14 protein-coding genes are annotated in these 16,893 nt (G+C 58.0%); 8 read left to right on the plus strand and 6 right to left on the minus strand.

Annotated elements, in window-relative coordinates; genetic code table 11:
• The first annotated feature begins 86 nt into the window (after positions 1-86).
• Positions 87-266: a DUF1127 domain-containing protein gene (locus tag V6L81_RS10155; protein WP_095025155.1), complete on the plus strand. Its 180-nt coding sequence runs from the start codon at positions 87-89 to the stop codon at positions 264-266.
• A 63-nt stretch (positions 267-329) separates the two neighbouring features.
• Here the strand turns inward: V6L81_RS10155 and V6L81_RS10160 are convergent, their stop codons facing one another.
• On the minus strand, positions 330-1,676 hold the full coding sequence (locus V6L81_RS10160; RefSeq protein WP_095020307.1) for a class II 3-deoxy-7-phosphoheptulonate synthase: 1,347 nt from the start codon (positions 1,674-1,676) through the stop codon (positions 330-332).
• 157 nt (positions 1,677-1,833) lie between these two features.
• On the opposite strand from V6L81_RS10160, the gene V6L81_RS10165 reads away from it, so the two are divergent.
• Positions 1,834-2,589, plus strand: coding sequence for a spermidine synthase (locus V6L81_RS10165; protein WP_095002245.1), 756 nt, complete (start codon positions 1,834-1,836; stop codon positions 2,587-2,589).
• Between the two features lie 372 nt (positions 2,590-2,961).
• Positions 2,962-4,632 carry a DEAD/DEAH box helicase gene (locus tag V6L81_RS10170; protein ID WP_095002244.1) on the plus strand — a complete coding sequence of 557 codons (1,671 nt, stop codon included), beginning with the start codon at positions 2,962-2,964 and terminating at the stop codon, positions 4,630-4,632.
• 99 nt (positions 4,633-4,731) lie between these two features.
• Here V6L81_RS10170 and V6L81_RS10175 read toward each other — a convergent pair whose 3' ends face one another.
• Complete coding sequence (locus V6L81_RS10175) at positions 4,732-5,499, minus strand: class III extradiol ring-cleavage dioxygenase (RefSeq protein ID WP_095019382.1); 768 nt, start codon at positions 5,497-5,499, stop codon at positions 4,732-4,734.
• A gap of 101 nt (positions 5,500-5,600) precedes the next feature.
• Between V6L81_RS10175 and V6L81_RS10180 the strand changes: the two genes are divergently transcribed.
• Entirely contained in the window at positions 5,601-6,260 is a 660-nt protein-coding gene (locus V6L81_RS10180) for a thiopurine S-methyltransferase (protein WP_338660660.1), read from the plus strand.
• Positions 6,261-6,320: 60 nt separating this feature from the next.
• On the opposite strand, the gene htpX is transcribed toward V6L81_RS10180, so the two are convergent.
• A complete protein-coding gene (gene htpX, locus V6L81_RS10185; RefSeq protein ID WP_088379295.1) occupies positions 6,321-7,208 on the minus strand; it encodes a protease HtpX in 888 nt (295 codons plus the stop codon).
• Between the two features lie 313 nt (positions 7,209-7,521).
• Positions 7,522-8,733, minus strand: a complete 1,212-nt coding sequence (locus V6L81_RS10190) for a pyridoxal phosphate-dependent aminotransferase (protein ID WP_095002241.1) — start codon at positions 8,731-8,733, stop codon at positions 7,522-7,524.
• A gap of 222 nt (positions 8,734-8,955) precedes the next feature.
• Here V6L81_RS10190 and msrB point away from each other — a divergent pair, with 222 nt between their 5' ends.
• The gene (gene msrB / locus V6L81_RS10195) at positions 8,956-9,351 is read left to right on the plus strand and encodes a peptide-methionine (R)-S-oxide reductase MsrB (RefSeq protein WP_095002240.1); all 396 of its coding nucleotides are present in this window, start codon (positions 8,956-8,958) and stop codon (positions 9,349-9,351) included.
• Positions 9,352-9,368: 17 nt separating this feature from the next.
• Entirely contained in the window at positions 9,369-9,854 is a 486-nt protein-coding gene (locus V6L81_RS10200; RefSeq protein WP_095002239.1) for a glutathione peroxidase, read from the plus strand.
• A 157-nt stretch (positions 9,855-10,011) separates the two neighbouring features.
• Here V6L81_RS10200 and V6L81_RS10205 read toward each other — a convergent pair whose 3' ends face one another.
• Positions 10,012-12,360, minus strand: coding sequence for a response regulator (locus V6L81_RS10205; RefSeq protein WP_095002238.1), 2,349 nt, complete (start codon positions 12,358-12,360; stop codon positions 10,012-10,014).
• Between the two features lie 177 nt (positions 12,361-12,537).
• On the opposite strand from V6L81_RS10205, the gene V6L81_RS10210 reads away from it, so the two are divergent.
• Both V6L81_RS10210 and V6L81_RS10215 read left to right on the plus strand, forming a co-directional pair.
• On the plus strand, positions 12,538-13,431 hold the full coding sequence (locus V6L81_RS10210; protein WP_095002237.1) for an ATP-binding protein: 894 nt from the start codon (positions 12,538-12,540) through the stop codon (positions 13,429-13,431).
• Positions 13,424-13,906 carry a GAF domain-containing protein gene (locus V6L81_RS10215; protein WP_338660661.1) on the plus strand — a complete coding sequence of 161 codons (483 nt, stop codon included), beginning with the start codon at positions 13,424-13,426 and terminating at the stop codon, positions 13,904-13,906. The genes V6L81_RS10210 and V6L81_RS10215 overlap by 8 nt, the downstream gene beginning before the upstream one ends.
• 6 nt (positions 13,907-13,912) lie before the next feature.
• Here the strand turns inward: V6L81_RS10215 and V6L81_RS10220 are convergent, their stop codons facing one another.
• Positions 13,913-16,867 carry an HD domain-containing phosphohydrolase gene (locus V6L81_RS10220; protein ID WP_218723378.1) on the minus strand — a complete coding sequence of 985 codons (2,955 nt, stop codon included), beginning with the start codon at positions 16,865-16,867 and terminating at the stop codon, positions 13,913-13,915.
• Positions 16,868-16,893: the final 26 nt, after the last annotated feature.

Here is a 16,893-nt window from a genome sequence, read left to right on the forward strand (position 1 = left end):
CGCAGATGTATCGCATAAGAAACATTCGTTGGATTGATCTTATGCCCACGCAGACACTTGAGCCATACCACAGGAGGGCTCAAGTGATGAAAGGTCAAACAGGCGTAGTGTGGATTGCCCGGATTTCGCGCTGGTATCAACTGTCGCGGGAGCGGGCGTGCTTGCGGCAGATCAGTGATGCGGCGCTCAAGGACCTTGGGTTGAGCAGGGCGGATATCGAGGCCGAAAGCCATCGGGCTTTTTGGGATGATCCGTTTAACAGGTGAGGGCGGGGTGTTTGCTGCCCCTCACCCTAACCCTCTCCCGGAGGGTTAGGGTGAGGGTGCTCTTCAGCGCTTGACCTGCTTCAGCGTCTCGGCAATCAAAAACGCCAGTTCCAGTGACTGATCGGCATTCATCCGCGGGTCGCAGTGGGTGTGGTAGCGGTCCGACAGGCCGTCTTCGGTAATCGGATTGGCACCGCCGATGCATTCGGTCACGTTCTGGCCGGTCATTTCGATATGAATGCCACCTGCGTAACTGCCTTCGGCATCGTGAACCTGGAAGAACTGTTTCACTTCACCCAGTATTTGCGCGAAATCACGGGTCTTGTAGCCGCTGCTGGCCTTGATGGTGTTGGCGTGCATCGGGTCGCAACTCCACAGCACCTGCTTGCCTTCGCCTTCTACCGCGCGGATCAGCTGCGGCAGGTGATCGCCCACTTTGTCGGCACCCATGCGCACGATCAGGTTGAGGCGGCCCGGGTCGTTGTCCGGGTTGAGGATATCGATCAGGCGGATCAGGTCTTCGTTGTTCATGCTCGGGCCGACCTTGACCCCGATCGGGTTGTTGACTCCGCGCAGGAACTCGACATGGGCGCCGTCCAGCTGGCGTGTGCGGTCGCCGATCCAGAGCATGTGTGCCGAGCAATCGTAGTAATCGTTGGTCAGGCTGTCGCGGCGTACGAAGGCTTCTTCGTAATTCAGCAGCAACGCTTCGTGGGCGGTAAAGAAGCTGGTTTCGCGCAGTTGCGGCGAGCTGTCCATGCCGCAGGCACGCATAAAGGCGAGGGTTTCATCGATACGGTCGGCCAGCTGGCTGTATTTCTCTGCCAGGGCCGAGTTGGCGATGAAGTCCAGGTTCCACTTGTGCACCTGGTGCAGGTCGGCAAAGCCGCCCTGGGCAAAGGCGCGCAGCAGGTTCAGGGTGGCGGTGGACTGGTGATAGGACTGCAGCAGGCGTTCAGGGTCTGGCACGCGGCTTTTTTCATCAAAGCCGATGCCGTTGACGATATCGCCTCGATAGGCAGGCAAGGTCACGCCGTTGATGGTTTCGTCATTGGCCGAGCGCGGCTTGGCGAATTGCCCGGCCATGCGCCCGACCTTGACCACCGGGCACCCTGCCGCGAAGGTCATGACAATGGCCATTTGCAGCAGGACCTTGAACGTGTCACGAATCTTGGCTGCCGAAAACTCCGCAAAACTCTCGGCACAATCACCGCCCTGAAGCAGAAACGCCCTGCCTTGAGTGACCTCGGCAAACTGTCGGCGCAGTTCCCGGGCTTCGCCGGCAAATACCAGTGGCGGGTAACTGGCCAGGCTTTGCTCGACGCGCAGCAGGTGCGCCGCGTCAGGGTAGTGGGGTTGTTGCTGGATCGGCAGGGCGCGCCAGCTGTCAGGGGTCCAGATTGGGCTCATCGCAGACTCTAGTATTTGTTGGAGATGGCCCATGTTAGCAGCAATTAGTGCGTGACCTGTTGCGCCGCAATGGCCGACAATCGCGCCTTTGCGCTCGATATCGAGTGGCTGTTTTTTCAGCGCCGCGGGTAGTACCGGGGCGCGGCAAGGAGAGGAAATGTCTGAGGAGCGCGTAGAGCGTCTGCTCGCCGAAGTTCATGATGACTTCGGCATGATTCGAGTGCTGGAAGTGGCTGACTACCGTTTCCTCGAATTCGGCGATGCGATCGAGCAAAGCTGCGTGTTCACTGCTGACCCCAGCTGGCTGGAATACGACTACACCCGCGCCATGCTGATTGGTGCGTTGTGCCATGACGCTCCGGAAAGCGCACTGTTTCTGGGGCTGGGTGCCGGAACTCTGACCCAGGCCTGTCTCAAGTTTTTGCCCCTGGAAGATGTCGAAGCCATCGAGCTGCGCCCGGATGTGCCGCGTCTGGCCATCGAATACCTGGGCCTGGATGATGATCCGCGTTTGTATATTCGTATCGGTGATGCCCTGGAGCTGCTGGACAGCGCCGAGCCCGCGGACCTGATTTTTGTCGATCTGTACAACGATCTTGGACCGGCAGCGGGTCACCTGGCCTGGACATTCCTTGAAAACTGCCAAAAGAAGCTGGCCCCCAATGGCTGGCTGATCATCAACCAGTGGGCCACCGACGATGGCAAGCCGCTGGGGGCTGCGTTGCTGCGCGGCCTGTATCACCGCCATTATTGGGAGCTGCCGGTCAAGGAGGGTAATGTCATCCTGATGGTACCTGCTGATCTGGAACAGGCACTCGATATCGACGCGCTGACAGTCCGGGCACAAGTCCTGGCTCCGCGTCTGGGTTATTCGCTGGAGTCCCTGATCAAGGCAATTCGCCCGGCGACTTGATGCCAAGCGGTGAAACGTTTTAGCGTTTCACCCAGAGTGGCCCGGCACGAAAAGCTTTTTCAAGGACGAAAAAAAACGTTAAAGCCCGGTCCACAGAGGGATACAGACGATTTTGTGGCAAAAAACCCCTTCTTTTTTTTGATAAATCCGGTATAGTGCGCGCCGGCCTTTAGCCGGGCCACGTTTAGGTGTCGCATTTCCCGAAGCACGCTTCGGCTGCTCGTCCGTTTCGCGGACAACCCTGAACGCTCCATTCATTTAAACGTTTTCGCAAATCCCCGCCGACAAAGCAGCCAGGGCGACTCTTGAGTCTTACACGGCATGCGCAGCTTTGGAGCATGGGTCTTTGCGGATGCACTTAGAGGCAGACCCATGACCCAGGAAACCGGCGGCTTCGCCGCTTTTAATCTTAATCCGAACATTCTTTCTGCTGTCATCGCGACTGGCTACGAAGAACCTTCGGCTATTCAGCAGCAATCGATCCCGATCATCATGGCCGGTCACGACATGATTGGTCAGGCGCAAACCGGTACGGGTAAAACCGCCGCGTTCGCCCTGCCGATCCTGCACCGCATCGATCCTGCTAAGCGCGAGCCGCAAGCCCTGATCCTGGCGCCAACCCGTGAGTTGGCGCTGCAAGTAGCAACCGCTTTCGAAACCTACGCCAAGCAAATGCCGGGCGTTACCGTTGTGGCCGTTTACGGCGGCGCCCCTATGGGTCCACAACTGAAAGCAATCCGTAATGGCGCACAGATCGTTGTCGCCACTCCGGGCCGTCTGTGCGACCACCTGCGTCGTGACGAAAAAGTGCTGTCGACCGTGAACCACCTGGTTCTGGACGAAGCTGACGAAATGTTGAAACTGGGTTTCATGGACGATCTTGAAGTTATCTTCAAGGCACTTCCGCCAACCCGTCAGACCGTATTGTTCTCGGCAACCTTGCCGCAGTCGATCCGTGCCATTGCCGAACGCCATCTGCGCGATCCGCAACACGTGAAGATCCAGACCAAGACTCAGACCGTTACCGCGATCGAACAGGCTCACCTGTTGGTTCACGCTGACCAGAAGACCTCGGCTGTATTGAGCCTGCTGGAAGTTGAAGATTTCGACGCCCTGATCATGTTCGTTCGCACCAAGCAAGCGACCCTGGATCTGGCCAGCGCCCTTGAAGCCAAAGGCTACAAAGCTGCTGCGCTGAACGGTGACATTGCCCAGAACCAGCGTGAGCGCGTTATCGACTCGCTCAAGGATGGCCGTCTGGACATCGTTGTGGCAACCGACGTAGCGGCACGTGGTCTTGATGTTCCACGTATCACTCACGTGTTCAACGTTGACATGCCTTACGATCCAGAGTCCTACGTTCACCGTATCGGCCGTACTGGCCGTGCCGGTCGCGAAGGTCGCGCACTGCTGCTGGTGACTCCTCGTGAGCGCCGCATGCTGCAAGTGATCGAGCGTGTAACCGGTCAGAAAGTTGCGGAAGTCCGTCTGCCGGATGCCCAGGCTGTTCTTGATGCCCGCATCAAGAAGTTGACCAACAGCCTGACGCCGCTGGTCGCTGACGCTGAATCGACTCACGGTGATCTGCTGGATCGCCTGATTGCCGATATCGGTTGCAGCCCGCGTGCCCTGGCCGCTGCTCTGCTGCGCAAGGCAACCAACGGTCAGGCCCTGACCCTGGCAGCCATCGAACGTGAACGTCCACTGGTGCCTAACAGTGCACCGCGTGAGCGTTCCGAGCGTTCGGGTGACCGTCCTGATCGTGGTGATCGCGAGCGTCGTGCTCCGGTTCCATTGGCTGAAGGCCGTGCACGTTGCCGTACCGCGCTGGGTGCGCGTGATGGTATCGCTGCCAAGAACCTGCTGGGCGCTATCCTCAACGAGGGTGGCCTGGCTCGTGAAGCTATCGGTCGCATCCAGGTGCGTGACAGCTTCAGCCTGGTAGAACTGCCGGAAGCCGGTCTGGAAGGTTTGCTGGCCAAACTGAAAGACACCCGCGTTGCTGGCAAGCAGTTGAAACTGCGTCGCTACCGCGAAGATTAATCACTCTTGCAGTGATTGATCGCTAAAAAAATCCCCGCCTGGTGCGGGGATTTTTTTTGTCCGGGATTTGTATTTGCTGGCCTTTGTGGGAGCGGGGCGCTAGCCAAACCGGTAGATATCCATCCCCAACGCACCCAGTGTCCAACCCTGGTGGGCAATGCTGAATTGGCCGCCCGCGGCACGGGCAAAATACAACGGCAGCAGGTGCTCGTCGCTGGGGTGGTTTTTAGCGGCGAAAGGCGCCTGTGTGCGGTAGGCATGCAGCGCGGTTTCGTCATCAGCCGCCAGTTTGTCGATCATCCAGTCACGAAACGCCTTGGCCCAGGGTTCAATGCTCTCAGGGCCTGCGTGCCAGTCCAGTTCGCGCAGGTTGTGGGTGATGCTGCCCGAGCCGATGACCAGAATCCCCTCGCTGCGCAAGACCGCCAGTGCATGGCCTACCCTGGTCTGGCCCGCCGGGCCCAACTGGCTGGGCAACGAGACCTGCACCACCGGGATATCCGCATCCGGGTACATCAAGGACAGTGGCACCCAGGCGCCATGGTCAAAAGGGCGCCTGGCGTCCAGTCGCGCCGGCAAGCCGTTGTCTGCCAGCAATTCCACAATGTTCGCGGCCAACTTCGGGTCGCCGGGCGCAGGGTATTGCACGGCAAACAGTGCGGGCGGGAAGCCGCCAAAGTCATGCCAGGTTTCCGGTGACGGGTGGCTGGCGACCCGCAGGTCGGGGCTTTCCCAGTGCGCAGACACCAGCACTATGGCCTTGGGGCGCGGCAGTTCGGCCGCCAGGCGTTTGAGCGCCGGGCCACTGGCGCCCGGTTCCAGTGCTAGCATGGGGGAGCCGTGGGAGATAAACAGGCTGGGGAGCATGACAGAGGTCCTCGAAGTTGAGATGCGTCATCTTCATCCTGATCATTGATCTAAATCCAATATAAGTTTTAGTGCTTATCTATCGAATTTAAAGGTGAATCATGCAGCCCGAATTTTGGCACGACCGCTGGGATCGCAATCAGATTGGCTTTCACCTGTCGCAGGTCAACCCTTACCTTCAGCGCCTTTGGCCGGCACTGGGGGTGGAGGAGGGCGGTCGTGTGCTGGTGCCGCTATGCGGCAAAAGCCTGGATATGAGCTGGCTGGCGGCCAACGGTCATGAAGTGCTGGGCGTGGAGCTGACGCAGACGGCCGTGGAGCAGTTTTTCAGTGAACAACAGGTCGAGCCACAGGTTCGTCAGCAGGGCGCCTTCAAGGTGTACGAGGCGGGTCCTGTGAAGATCCTCTGCGGTGATGTGTTTGCCCTGACTCAGGCTGACGTGGCCTCCTGTGTGGGGTTGTATGACCGCGCTGCAACCATCGCATTCCCTCCCGAGATGCGTGCGGCCTATGCTCGGCACCTGAGCCGGATTCTGCCGCCAGGCTGTCGGGGGCTGTTGATTACCCTGGATTACGATCAGTCGCAAATGAACGGCCCGCCGTTCTCGGTGCCGGACGCCGAGGTACAAAGCCTGCTGTCGCCTGCCTGGGCGCTGGAAGTGCTCGAGCAGCCGGATGTACTCGATCAGGAGTGGAAGTTCCTCAAGGGCGGCGTGACGCGACTGGTGGAGCGGGTGTATCGCCTGAGCAAAATCGCCTGAAGCAAAACCCGGGCACAAAAAAGGGCGACCTGGGTCGCCCTTTTTATGTTTGCCGTGGGGTTAGCCGCGGCGACGCAGTGCGTCGATACGTTCTTCCAGTGGCGGGTGGCTCATGAACATCCGCGCCAGGCCTTGTTTGAGGCCGCCGTTGATGCCGAAAGCCGCCATGGTGTCCGGCATGTGAACCGGCAGACCCTGCTCGGAGCGCAAGCGCTGCAGGGCGCTGATCATTGCCGAGGTGCCGGCGAGCTGTGCACCGGCTTCGTCAGCCCGGAATTCACGTTTACGCGAGAACCACATCACAATGGCGCTGGCGAGGAAACCCAGGACCAGTTCGGCGAAGATGGTCGCAACGTAGTAGGCAATGCCGCGGCCCTCGTCGTTCTTGAACACCACCTTGTCGACAAAGTTGCCGATGATCCGGGCAAAGAACATGACAAAGGTGTTCACCACGCCCTGCACCAGCGCCAGGGTGACCATGTCGCCGTTGGCAACGTGGCCGATTTCGTGGGCCAGTACCGCTTTTACTTCATCGGGCGAAAAACGCTCGAGCAAGCCCTGGCTGACAGCGACCAGTGCATCGTTTTTATTCCAGCCCGTGGCAAAGGCGTTAGCCTCGTATGCCGGGAAAATCCCCACTTCAGGCATCTTGATCCCGGCTTCGCGGGACAGTTGTTCAACGGTTTGCATCAACCATTGTTCATGACGAGTACGAGGTTGTGTAATCACCTGGGTGCTGGTGCTCATCTTCGCCATCCATTTGGATATGAATAGCGAGAACAGAGACCCTGCAAAACCAAAGACCGCACAGAACACCAACAGCTGACTGAGGTTCAGATCAACCCCGTTGGCCGCCATGAACCCGTCAAAGCCGAACAGGCTCAGGGTGATGCTGGCAATCAGCACGACCGCCAGGTTAGTGGCCAAAAACAGCAGAATGCGCATCATGGTTGTATGAATCTCCTCGTCTTAAGGGTGTTGCCGTATGCGGGGTATATAAGGTGCTGCCACAGGCTATTCAACCAGGTGACTATTTCAAACTGTGTCCTGCAGCCTGATTTTAGTAGTTTGCTGGGAATTTCCTAATATGAAGGAGCGTTTTTTTTGGCCAAAAGTTCCACTGAGCGCCAGTAAATAAAGGGCTTTATGGTTTTCATGAGGCTATTGAAGGCGGGGGAGGTCCGTAAAGACGCAGAATGAAGAATGTTTCATCAGACACATGTTGTGCGACTTTTGATTGGTCGCACAACATGTTCAGAAACTACTGACGATAAGTCTTCAGAAAGTTACCGATCCGGCCAATGGCCATGTCCAGCTCGTCGACACGAGGCAGGGTCACGACGCGGAAGTGATCCGGCCACGGCCAGTTGAAGGCGGTGCCTTGTACCACCAGCAGTTTTTCCGAGAGCAGGAGGTCCAGCACGAATTTCTCGTCGTTGAGGATCGGGCACACTTTCGGGTCGATACGCGGGAACGCATACAACGCCCCCATCGGTTTCACGCAACTGACACCGGGGATCGCGTTGAGCAGTTCCCAAGTGCGGTTCCGTTGCTCAAGGAGGCGTCCGTTGGGCAGTACCAGATCATTGATGCTCTGGTAGCCGCCCAATGCGGTTTGAATGGCGTGCTGGCTGGGCACGTTGGCGCACAGGCGCATGTTGGCCAGCATGTCGATGCCTTCGATATAGCCCTGAGCGTTTTGCTTGGGCCCGGAGATGGCAATCCAGCCCGAACGGAAACCCGCAACCCGGTACGACTTGGACAGGCCGTTGAAGGTCAGGCACAACACGTCAGGGGCCAGTGAAGCGGTGCAGATATGCACCGCGTCGTCGTAGAGGATCTTGTCGTAGATCTCGTCCGAGAACACCACCAGATTGTGCTGGCGGGCAATCTCGAGCATGCCCAGCAGGACTTCCTTGGAGTACACCGCACCCGTCGGGTTGTTCGGGTTGATGATGACCATGGCTTTGGTGTTTGGAGTGATCCTGGCTTTTATGTCCTCAAGATCAGGCCACCAGTTGGCTTGCTCGTCGCACAGGTAGTGCACCGGATGGCCGCCAGCCAACGTCACGGCAGCGGTCCACAGTGGGTAGTCCGGTGCTGGTACGAGAACTTCGTCGCCATTGTTGAGCAGCGCCTGCAGCGACATCACGATCAGCTCGGACACGCCGTTGCCCAGGTAGATGTCTTCGATGCCGACACCTTCCACCTGCTTTTGCTGGTAGTACTGCATGACTGCCTTGCGGGCGCTGAACAGGCCTTTGGAGTCGCTGTAGCCCTGGGCTGTCGGCAGGTTGCGGATCACGTCCTGGAGGATTTCGTCCGGCGCTTCAAAACCAAAAGGTGCCGGGTTGCCGATGTTCAGCTTGAGGATGCGATGGCCTTCCTCCTCCAGTCGTTTGGCGTGCTTGAGCACCGGGCCGCGAATGTCATAACAGACGTTGGCGAGCTTGTTTGATTTGCTGACCTGCATGGCGATGTGATCCCGAAAATGAACGATCCAGGCGATGTGATGACCACTGCACTGGGAAATTCTGTGTTTGCACACAGTGGCTAACACCGCTTTGCTTCAAGAATCCGTTTGAATGCAGCTAGGGCGGGTGCCAGACTGGTGATTAACGAGGCGCAATCATACGTGCCACCCGATCCCTGGAAAAGCCACCGGTCGGGGTTTTTCAGTGACAGAGGCAGAACCATGGAAAAGTTGAACAAAACCCTGGACGAATGGAAGGCCATGCTCGACCCGGAGCAATACAACGTGTGCCGCCTCAAAGGCACCGAACGGCCGTTTTCGGGGAAATACAACGCCACCAAAACTGACGGTGTCTATCACTGTATCTGCTGCAACGCGCCGCTGTTTGACTCCAGCGCCAAGTTTGACTCTGGCTGCGGCTGGCCGAGCTTTTCCCGGCCCATTGGCGACAGTGCGATGGTCGAGATCCGTGACGTCAGCCACGGCATGGTGCGTACCGAGGTGGTCTGCGCCAAATGTGATGCGCATCTGGGCCATGTGTTCCCTGACGGTCCGCCCCCGACCGGGCTGCGCTACTGTATCAACTCGGTGTGCCTGGACCTGGTCCCTCGCGTCTGACTTTTTGAGGTGTTGCCATGAACGATAACCTGCTCGATATTGCCTGTACCACACTGGTCGGTGAGCAAAAGGCCCTTGGCGATTTCGGCGGCAAGGCGCTGCTGGTGGTCAATACGGCCAGCAAGTGCGGCTTTACTCCGCAGTACAAAGGGCTGGAGGCGTTGTGGCAGCAGTACAGGGATCAGGGGCTGGTGATTCTGGGCTTCCCCTGTAACCAGTTTGGCAAGCAGGAGCCGGGCGACGAAGCGGCCATTTCCGGGTTTTGCGAGCTGAATTTTGGTGTGAGCTTCCCGCTGTTCAAGAAGGTCGAGGTCAATGGCCCACAGGCTCATCCGTTGTTTGTCCAGCTCAAGAGGCGTGCGCCAGGGCTGTTGGGCTCGCAGGGAATCAAATGGAACTTCACCAAATTCCTGGTCAGTGGCGATGGCAAAAGCGTAAAGCGCTATGCCCCGACCACCAAGCCTGAGGCGCTCAAGGCCGATATCGAAGCGTTACTGGGTTAAAATCGCTCTATCTGTAGCCGCTGACGAGTGGTACGAGGCTGCGATCGGCGGCGCAGCCGTCGCAAATCCTGCAAACCGTGTCTGTCTGGTGCACCCTGGTGCATCATTTTGCGACCGCTTCGTCGCAGTGGCGCACCATCTCGATCGCGGCCTCGTTCTACTCGTCGGCGGCAACACGGTTGGTGTCTCTGTCTCGCCTTTGCGGCACCCATACCTCAATCAACGCCGCCAGCTCTTCGCGCCGAAACGGCTTGGCCAGATAATCGTTCATCCCCGCCGAACGGCAGCGCTCACGCTCTTCGGGCATGGCATTGGCGGTCAGGGCGACGATGGGCAACTTGGGCCAGCGCCCGCGATGGCGGATTTGCCGTGTGGCTTCGTAGCCATCCATGACTGGCATGTTGCAGTCCATCAACACCAGGTCAAAGGTCTTCTGCTCCAGCCGACTCAGCGCCTCGCCGCCGTGGCTCGCAACCACCACTTCACAGCCCAGCTTGCTCAACATGCCCTTGGCCACCAGCTGGTTGACCGGATTGTCTTCGACCAGCAGGATTCGCGCGCGGTGGACCGCAGGAGTATTCACGGTTTGAGTGCCCTGTACCTCGCCGTCGTCCTTGAGCAGCAAATGTTGCAAGGTCTTGTACAGTGCCTGACGCGACAGGGGCCGGGCTTTTTGTTGCAGGGGTGCCAGCGCATTGACCTGGTCACCGGGCATAAAGTTGCCATACGCGGTCACCAGCAGGATCGGCGCACTGATGGCCGGGCGCAGGCCAAACAGGCACTCGGCACAGTCGGTAATCAGTAACTGTGGATGGGTGTCGGTCAGTGAGTCGTCCTGGGAGTAGCGTGTGTAGTCCAGCCCCCACAGGGGCAAAAAACTGCCAAGCATTTCGCTCAGCCCGCTGCTCGCTGCACTCACCACAATAACCCGGCCGGACAACGGCTTTGGCTGGATGGCGGGGGTATGGCAGGGCAGGGGGAGTTCGGCGCAGAACTGGCTGCCAAAACCGACTTCCGAGCTGATGGTCAGGCGTCCGTGCATGACTGCGCACAGACTATTGGTCAGGGTCAGACCAAGCCCGGTGCCACCATACTGGCGGGTGATGCCGGCCTCTGCCTGAGTGAAGGGGCTGAAAATTCTGGCCTGGGCCTCCTGGGCGATGCCGATGCCGGTGTCGCAAACCTCGATACGTACCTGATCGCCTTGCGCGCTGAGCCGTACATCCACCCGCCCGAATCGGGTGAATTTCAGCGCGTTGGACAACAAATTGCTGACGATCTGTCGGACCCGGGTCGGGTCCCCCATGACCAGTGCCGGAAACTGCGGATCGATCAGGCAGGTCAGTTCCACGCTGGGTGCGGCGTTCTGTGACAGCAGGTTGGCGGTATCTTCGATCAGCGTGCCCAGGTCGAAGGCAATATGTTCAAGCTCCAGTTGGCCCGCGTCGAATTTCGACAGGTCGAGAATGTCATTGAGCAGCTCGACCAGAACCTTGCCGGAGTCATGGGCAATCGACAATTGCTGGTGTTGCTCGGCATTCAGCGGGCTGTCCAGGCACAGCGCCAGCATCCCGAGCAACCCATTGAGCGGGGTGCGTATTTCATGGCTCATATTGGCCAGAAACGCTGAGCGTGCCTGGGCCATTTCCAGGGCAGTAGTGCGCGCAGCCTCAAGCTCTTCATTGGAGTGGCGCAGTTGTTCGTTGCTGGCCTCCAGTTCCTGGGTGCGCACAGAAACAATGGTTTCCAGCTGTGCCAGGTACTCGGTCAGGGTGTTTTCGGCGCGGCGCCGGTATTCCATTTCACGGGCCATGGCCTCGAACTGCTGATTGGCAGCGTTCACCAGTACGCCAATTTCATCGTTTTCGTGACCGCTGGGGCAGTGCACTTTCGACTGCCCCGGATCTGCGGGCTTGCCATCGCTGATCTCACGAATCACTCGCACCAGCGGCTTGGTCAGCATGACGTAAAACAGGCCCAGAAGAATAAAGGTGAGCACGATGCTGCGAATAAAACCGCTGAGCAGTGTGACTTCCGCCCGCTGCAAAAACCGCTTGCCGAAGGGGTAGGTATCCACCTCAAGGTGCAAGACCCCCATGCTTTGTTCGGGGAGGTGATTGAAGTACAGTCGCTGGTCAAATGAGCGGTTGGCACCGAACAGAGAGTCGCTCAGCGCCCGATAACGGCCGGTTTCAGGCAGATCCTGCACCGCCGAGAGCACCAGATAGTCGTTGTCGAGCAGTTGTGCGGCGGTGATCGCCGGTGAGCGCACCAGCCCTTGCAAAAGCTCTTGGGCAAGCTCCGAATCAAGGTTGTAGGCAATGCGTGATGCCGGGTTGTGACTGATCTCCAGCAGCGACTGGATTTCGCGATCGATGGCGGCGTTTTCACTGGCATAATCGATGCCGATTTGCAGCAGGCTAAGCAGGGTCCCCAATATCAGACCGACCAGCACAGTCAGTTTGGCTTGCTTGAAAGACAGGCGGTGGGTGAGTTTTATGTCCATTGGGGGTGTTGCACCTGTTTCCATTTCCTTGCGGCGTGCAAGAGTAGTCGATTCGTGGGTCAACCGGCAGGCATTACTGCGGTATTTGCGACCTGGCGATGTGAGTCGTAGTGTGGTTTGAGCTGAATGTAGGTCATATCAATATGCCATCATTGTGTATCAGTCTGAGGAAATGTTGTGAATTCTAATCTGGATGCCTTTCTGCAACGGGCCGAAGCGGTCCTCGCACGTCTTGAACCCTTGCTGCCTGCTCAGCGTGAGCCGATCGAATGGCATCAATGCCTGGCGGCCCGTTGGCAGCGGGAGGGGCGTTCGGGTTACCTGATGCCATTGCAAGTCAGCCTTGATATGCGCCTTTCGGACCTGATCGGCGTCGATAACCAGCGGGATCAGCTGGGTCGCAATACCAAACAGTTCCTTGATGGTTTGCCGGCCAACCACGCTCTGCTTTGGGGTTCGCGCGGTACTGGCAAGTCTTCGATCATCCGCGCACTGCTTGCCGAGTATGGCAATGCGGGCCTGCGCCTGATCGAGATCGAGCGTGACCATCTGGCCGACCTGCCGCGGGTGGTCGAGCAATTGCAAGGTTTGCCCCAGCGCTTTGTGCTGTTTTGCGATGACTTGTCATTTGAGGCGGGTGAAAGCGATTACCGGGTGCTCAAAAGCGTGCTCGATGGTTCCCTTGAGCAAGCGCCGGATAACGTCCTGCTTTACGCCACGTCGAACCGCCGTCATCTGGTGCCCGAAAAGGAAAGCGATAACGAGAACTGGAAGAATGTCGACGGTGAGTTGCATCCCAATGAAGCTGTGGAAGACAAGATCGCCTTGTCTGATCGCTTCGGCCTGTGGCTGTCGTTTTATCCGTTCACCCAGGACCATTTCCTGAGCGTGGTTGAGCACTGGATCGATGTATTGGCCACCAAAGCCGGTTTGCAGTGGCAGCGCGACGAGGCACTGGATATTCTGGCGGTGCGCTGGGCAACCGGGCGTGGCAACCGCAACGGCCGTTGTGCCTATCAGTTCGCGCGTTATTGGGTGGGTTTGAAATTGTTGGAGCAAGTGAATGATTGATTTGAACGCCACAGGTGCAGGCCTGAACGGCTATGGCCTGTTGCAGGCTCAGTTGGAGTCGTTGTTGGCAGATGAGCGTGACTTTATTGCCAACGCTGCACAGTTCTCGGCGTTTTTGTATCACCAGCTCGATGATCTGAACTGGGCCGGGTTTTACCTCAATCGTAATGAGGAGCTGGTACTGGGCCCGTTTCAGGGGCAAATTGCCTGTGTTCGTATCCCGTTTGGGCGTGGCGTCTGCGGGGCTGCAGCGGCGAGCCGGCAAACGCAGCGAGTTGAAGACGTGCATGCATTTGCCGGGCACATCGCTTGCGACAGCGCCTCCAACAGTGAGTTGGTCGTGCCGTTGATCAAGGATGGTCGCCTGATCGGCGTGCTGGATCTGGACAGCCCGAGCATCGGGCGCTTCAGCGAGCAGGATCAGTTGGACATTGAAGCGCTGGCGGCCATCTTTTTGCGCTTGAGCGAGTGCTGATCCGCATCAGTTTTTCAGCCCGGCCTTGAGCATCAGCGCATGGATATCGACCGTATCGATTTGTTGAGGGTCAAGAAACTGCCGGGCGTATTGCAGGTAAATCTGTTCGTGCATGAACAGCGCGAACAGTTGCGGATCAATATGGGCGTCATGGCACATGGCGGCCATGATGTTCAGCGCCTCACTCAAGGTTTTGCTGCGTTTATAGGGGCGATCCGACGCGGTCAATGCCTCGAAAATATCGGCAATTGCCATCATCCGTGCCTCCAGGCTCATTTCCTCGCGTTTCAGGCGTTTTGGATAACCGCTGCCATCCATTTTTTCGTGATGCCCCCCGGCAATTTCGGCAATGTTGCTCAGGTAGGCAGGTAGCGGCAGGCTGCTGAGCATCAGGATGGTTTGCACGATGTGGTTATTGATGATGTAGCGCTCTTCGCGGGTCAAGGTGCCGCGCCGGGTACTGAGGTTGTACAGCTCGCCACGGTTGAATTTGTAGGGTGGTACTTCGAGTTTGAAGCCCCAGGGGTTTTCGGGGTCAATCAGGTCGGCCTCGGGGCGAGTGAACAGGTGCTCGGGCTTGTCGGCCAGCAGCGACTCGGTCACCGGCAAGGCTTGCTCCTGGCGGGTGGACTGGCGTTTGTTTTCTTCCCAGGATACGCCAAGGCGATCATCCAGCGTGCGGGTCCAGGTACGGCGCGCAATGGCGTTCAAACGCTGCAGGTCTGCCTCCATCATGGCTTCCCCGCCCAGATTGCACTGGGCGACAAAAGCGAAGTCATCATCCAGCTCAAGCAGGCAGGCATCTCGCAGGTGCGCCAGCTGTTGATCGTCGCCACCCAGGGCTCGTGCCTGCCAGTAATTGACCCAGGCATCGCGCTTGAGCACTTCAAAGCGGGTGCGGATTTCGTGAATGCGGTCGTACAGGGTTTCCAGCTTGGTGGCCTTGTCGACCACATATTCCGGTGTTGTGACCTTGCCGCAGTCGTGCAGCCAGGCGGCGATACGCAGCGCCTCCCATTGCTCATCCGTGGGAGCGTACTGCTCAAAGGGTGGCTGCCGGCTCGCAGCAGCCGCCTGTGCCAGCATCAATGTCAGGATTGGAACCCGTTGGCAATGGCTGGCGGTGTACGGGCTTTTGGCGTCTATAGCCCCCGCCAGCAATTGGATCAATGCATCCAGCAACTGTTTCTGCCGAGCCTGCAGGCGCTGGCTTTCAATAGCAACGGCAGCTGTACCGGACACCGCCTGGATAAAGGCAATCCGGTCGGCCCGCAAGTGGTCCTGATCGTCAGTCGAACCACTGTCGTTCAATACCAGCACAAGAATACCCACCGTTTCGCCCTGGCGGTTGTGCAGGCGAATGCCGATCAGGTGGACACTCTGGCTGCCCAGTTCATCCATCACAGACTGCAAGTCACCCGCCTGTTCAAGGGTGAGTGAGCGGGCGACACTGTCATGACCTTCGAAAAGCGCCCGTAACCACTCGGGGCTCTGGCTGTCGTCAGGGTTCAGCACGGGCGCGGGCTGGGTTGCCAGATCCTGGGGCTGGCCGTTGATGATCAGGCCTTTTAACTCCAGTTGAGTACTGTCGTTTTTTGTCAGGTAGATCAGCCCGGCCTCTGCCTGAGCAATCTTGAGAGTCTCGAACAGTACGGACTGCAGCAAGGGTTCAAACCGGGTATGGGCCGAAAGGCTGGAGGTGATTTCAAAAAAGCTGGCGAGGGTTTCTTTCATGCGGCCCATGGATGCCTGCATCTGATCGATTTCGAGCACGGGCGATTGTCGTGTGAATGGATAGTTGAAATCGAACCGTCGAACCGCATCGGCTTCACGCACCAATTCGCGCAAGGGCCTCACCAGCAACCTGGAGGTCACCCACCCCATGGGCAGGCACAGCACCAGGGCGCCCAATGTCACCAGGGCCCCTTGCCAGCGCAACTGATAGGCATCGGCCAACAGCTCGTCTTGCGGGACCATCATTGCCAATTGCAAGCCATTGGCACTGCCATCGTCCACCTTGAACCGCGAAACGACCCATTGGCGCTGGCCGTCGTCCAGGCGCTGCTGAGCATCTGCCCCTTGATTGATCAGCAGTCCAAGGGCCGGATTCAGCTCCGAGACTTTGGGCAGTTTGGTGGGGTCCATGGCGTTCAATAATTTGTTGAAGTCCGGGTAAGCGATGGCCCGGCCATTGTCGCCGTACAGAACAATCTGTGTACCAGGCGTTGTTTGATGGTCGGCCAGGGTGGCGGACAGTTGAGACAGCGTTACATCGGCACCCATCACCGTATTGGCAGTACTGCGTTTGGCGAGTGTAGTACCAACTTCGTGGGTGGTAAAAAACAGGTAGGGGCTGGTGGTGGTCTGATTTTTGTCGGCATCCTGCGCAATAAACCAGCTGCGCACGCGGGGGTCATAGAGCTCATTGGGGATGTTGCGCTGTTCGAGCTGTTTCAGATTTGCATCCAGATACAGTTTTTTTGAATTAACCGTGCCTTGCCGGGCTGCACGTGTTATCGACCATACTTCGAAGCTAGCTTGGGGTGGGGCTTTTAACTGGCGCCGGATCTCTTGATTGCGTAAAGGCCGGACCAGGAAAAAGTTGCCGTTGTCATCGCCCAGGTATAGAGCTGACAGTGTGTGGTTGTCTTCGAGTGCTTGTACAAAGGGCTGCAGCAGGCCTGTTCGAAGCTCGACCTGGTCGGTTGTGGCCGCAGAATCAAGAATTAGCAGGTTGAGCGCATGCCGTATGGGTTGATAGGCATCCAGCAGGTCATCCTGAACATCCTGTTCTATGTAGCTGAACAACTTTTGGCTGCTGTCGAGAATGATGCGGGTGGTTTGCTGGTAATTGAATACGCCCAGTACAACGCCCAGCAATAGCAACAAAAATGTAAACATCGCACTTATGTGAGCATGCAGCGGGTACTGGCGCCGATGGGAGAGCGCACTGTTGCGCATGGGCTGATTCTCCGCTGATGTAGGCG

The sequence above is a fragment of the Pseudomonas bubulae genome, from assembly GCF_037023725.1.
Lineage (GTDB): Bacteria > Pseudomonadota > Gammaproteobacteria > Pseudomonadales > Pseudomonadaceae > Aquipseudomonas > Aquipseudomonas bubulae.

Bases quoted from the DNA above. Each gene is read 5' to 3' on its own strand.
- V6L81_RS10155 (WP_095025155.1), top strand. From the start codon at position 87: ATGAAAGGTCAAACAGGCGTAGTGTGGATTGCCCGGATTTCGCGCTGG.
- V6L81_RS10160 (WP_095020307.1), bottom strand. From the start codon at position 1,676: ATGAGCCCAATCTGGACCCCTGACAGCTGGCGCGCCCTGCCGATCCAG.
- V6L81_RS10165 (WP_095002245.1), top strand. From the start codon at position 1,834: ATGTCTGAGGAGCGCGTAGAGCGTCTGCTCGCCGAAGTTCATGATGAC.
- V6L81_RS10170 (WP_095002244.1), top strand. From the start codon at position 2,962: ATGACCCAGGAAACCGGCGGCTTCGCCGCTTTTAATCTTAATCCGAAC.
- V6L81_RS10175 (WP_095019382.1), bottom strand. From the start codon at position 5,499: ATGCTCCCCAGCCTGTTTATCTCCCACGGCTCCCCCATGCTAGCACTG.
- V6L81_RS10180 (WP_338660660.1), top strand. From the start codon at position 5,601: ATGCAGCCCGAATTTTGGCACGACCGCTGGGATCGCAATCAGATTGGC.
- htpX (WP_088379295.1), bottom strand. From the start codon at position 7,208: ATGATGCGCATTCTGCTGTTTTTGGCCACTAACCTGGCGGTCGTGCTG.
- V6L81_RS10190 (WP_095002241.1), bottom strand. From the start codon at position 8,733: ATGCAGGTCAGCAAATCAAACAAGCTCGCCAACGTCTGTTATGACATT.
- msrB (WP_095002240.1), top strand. From the start codon at position 8,956: ATGGAAAAGTTGAACAAAACCCTGGACGAATGGAAGGCCATGCTCGAC.
- V6L81_RS10200 (WP_095002239.1), top strand. From the start codon at position 9,369: ATGAACGATAACCTGCTCGATATTGCCTGTACCACACTGGTCGGTGAG.
- V6L81_RS10205 (WP_095002238.1), bottom strand. From the start codon at position 12,360: ATGGACATAAAACTCACCCACCGCCTGTCTTTCAAGCAAGCCAAACTG.
- V6L81_RS10215 (WP_338660661.1), top strand. From the start codon at position 13,424: ATGATTGATTTGAACGCCACAGGTGCAGGCCTGAACGGCTATGGCCTG.
- V6L81_RS10220 (WP_218723378.1), bottom strand. From the start codon at position 16,867: ATGCGCAACAGTGCGCTCTCCCATCGGCGCCAGTACCCGCTGCATGCT.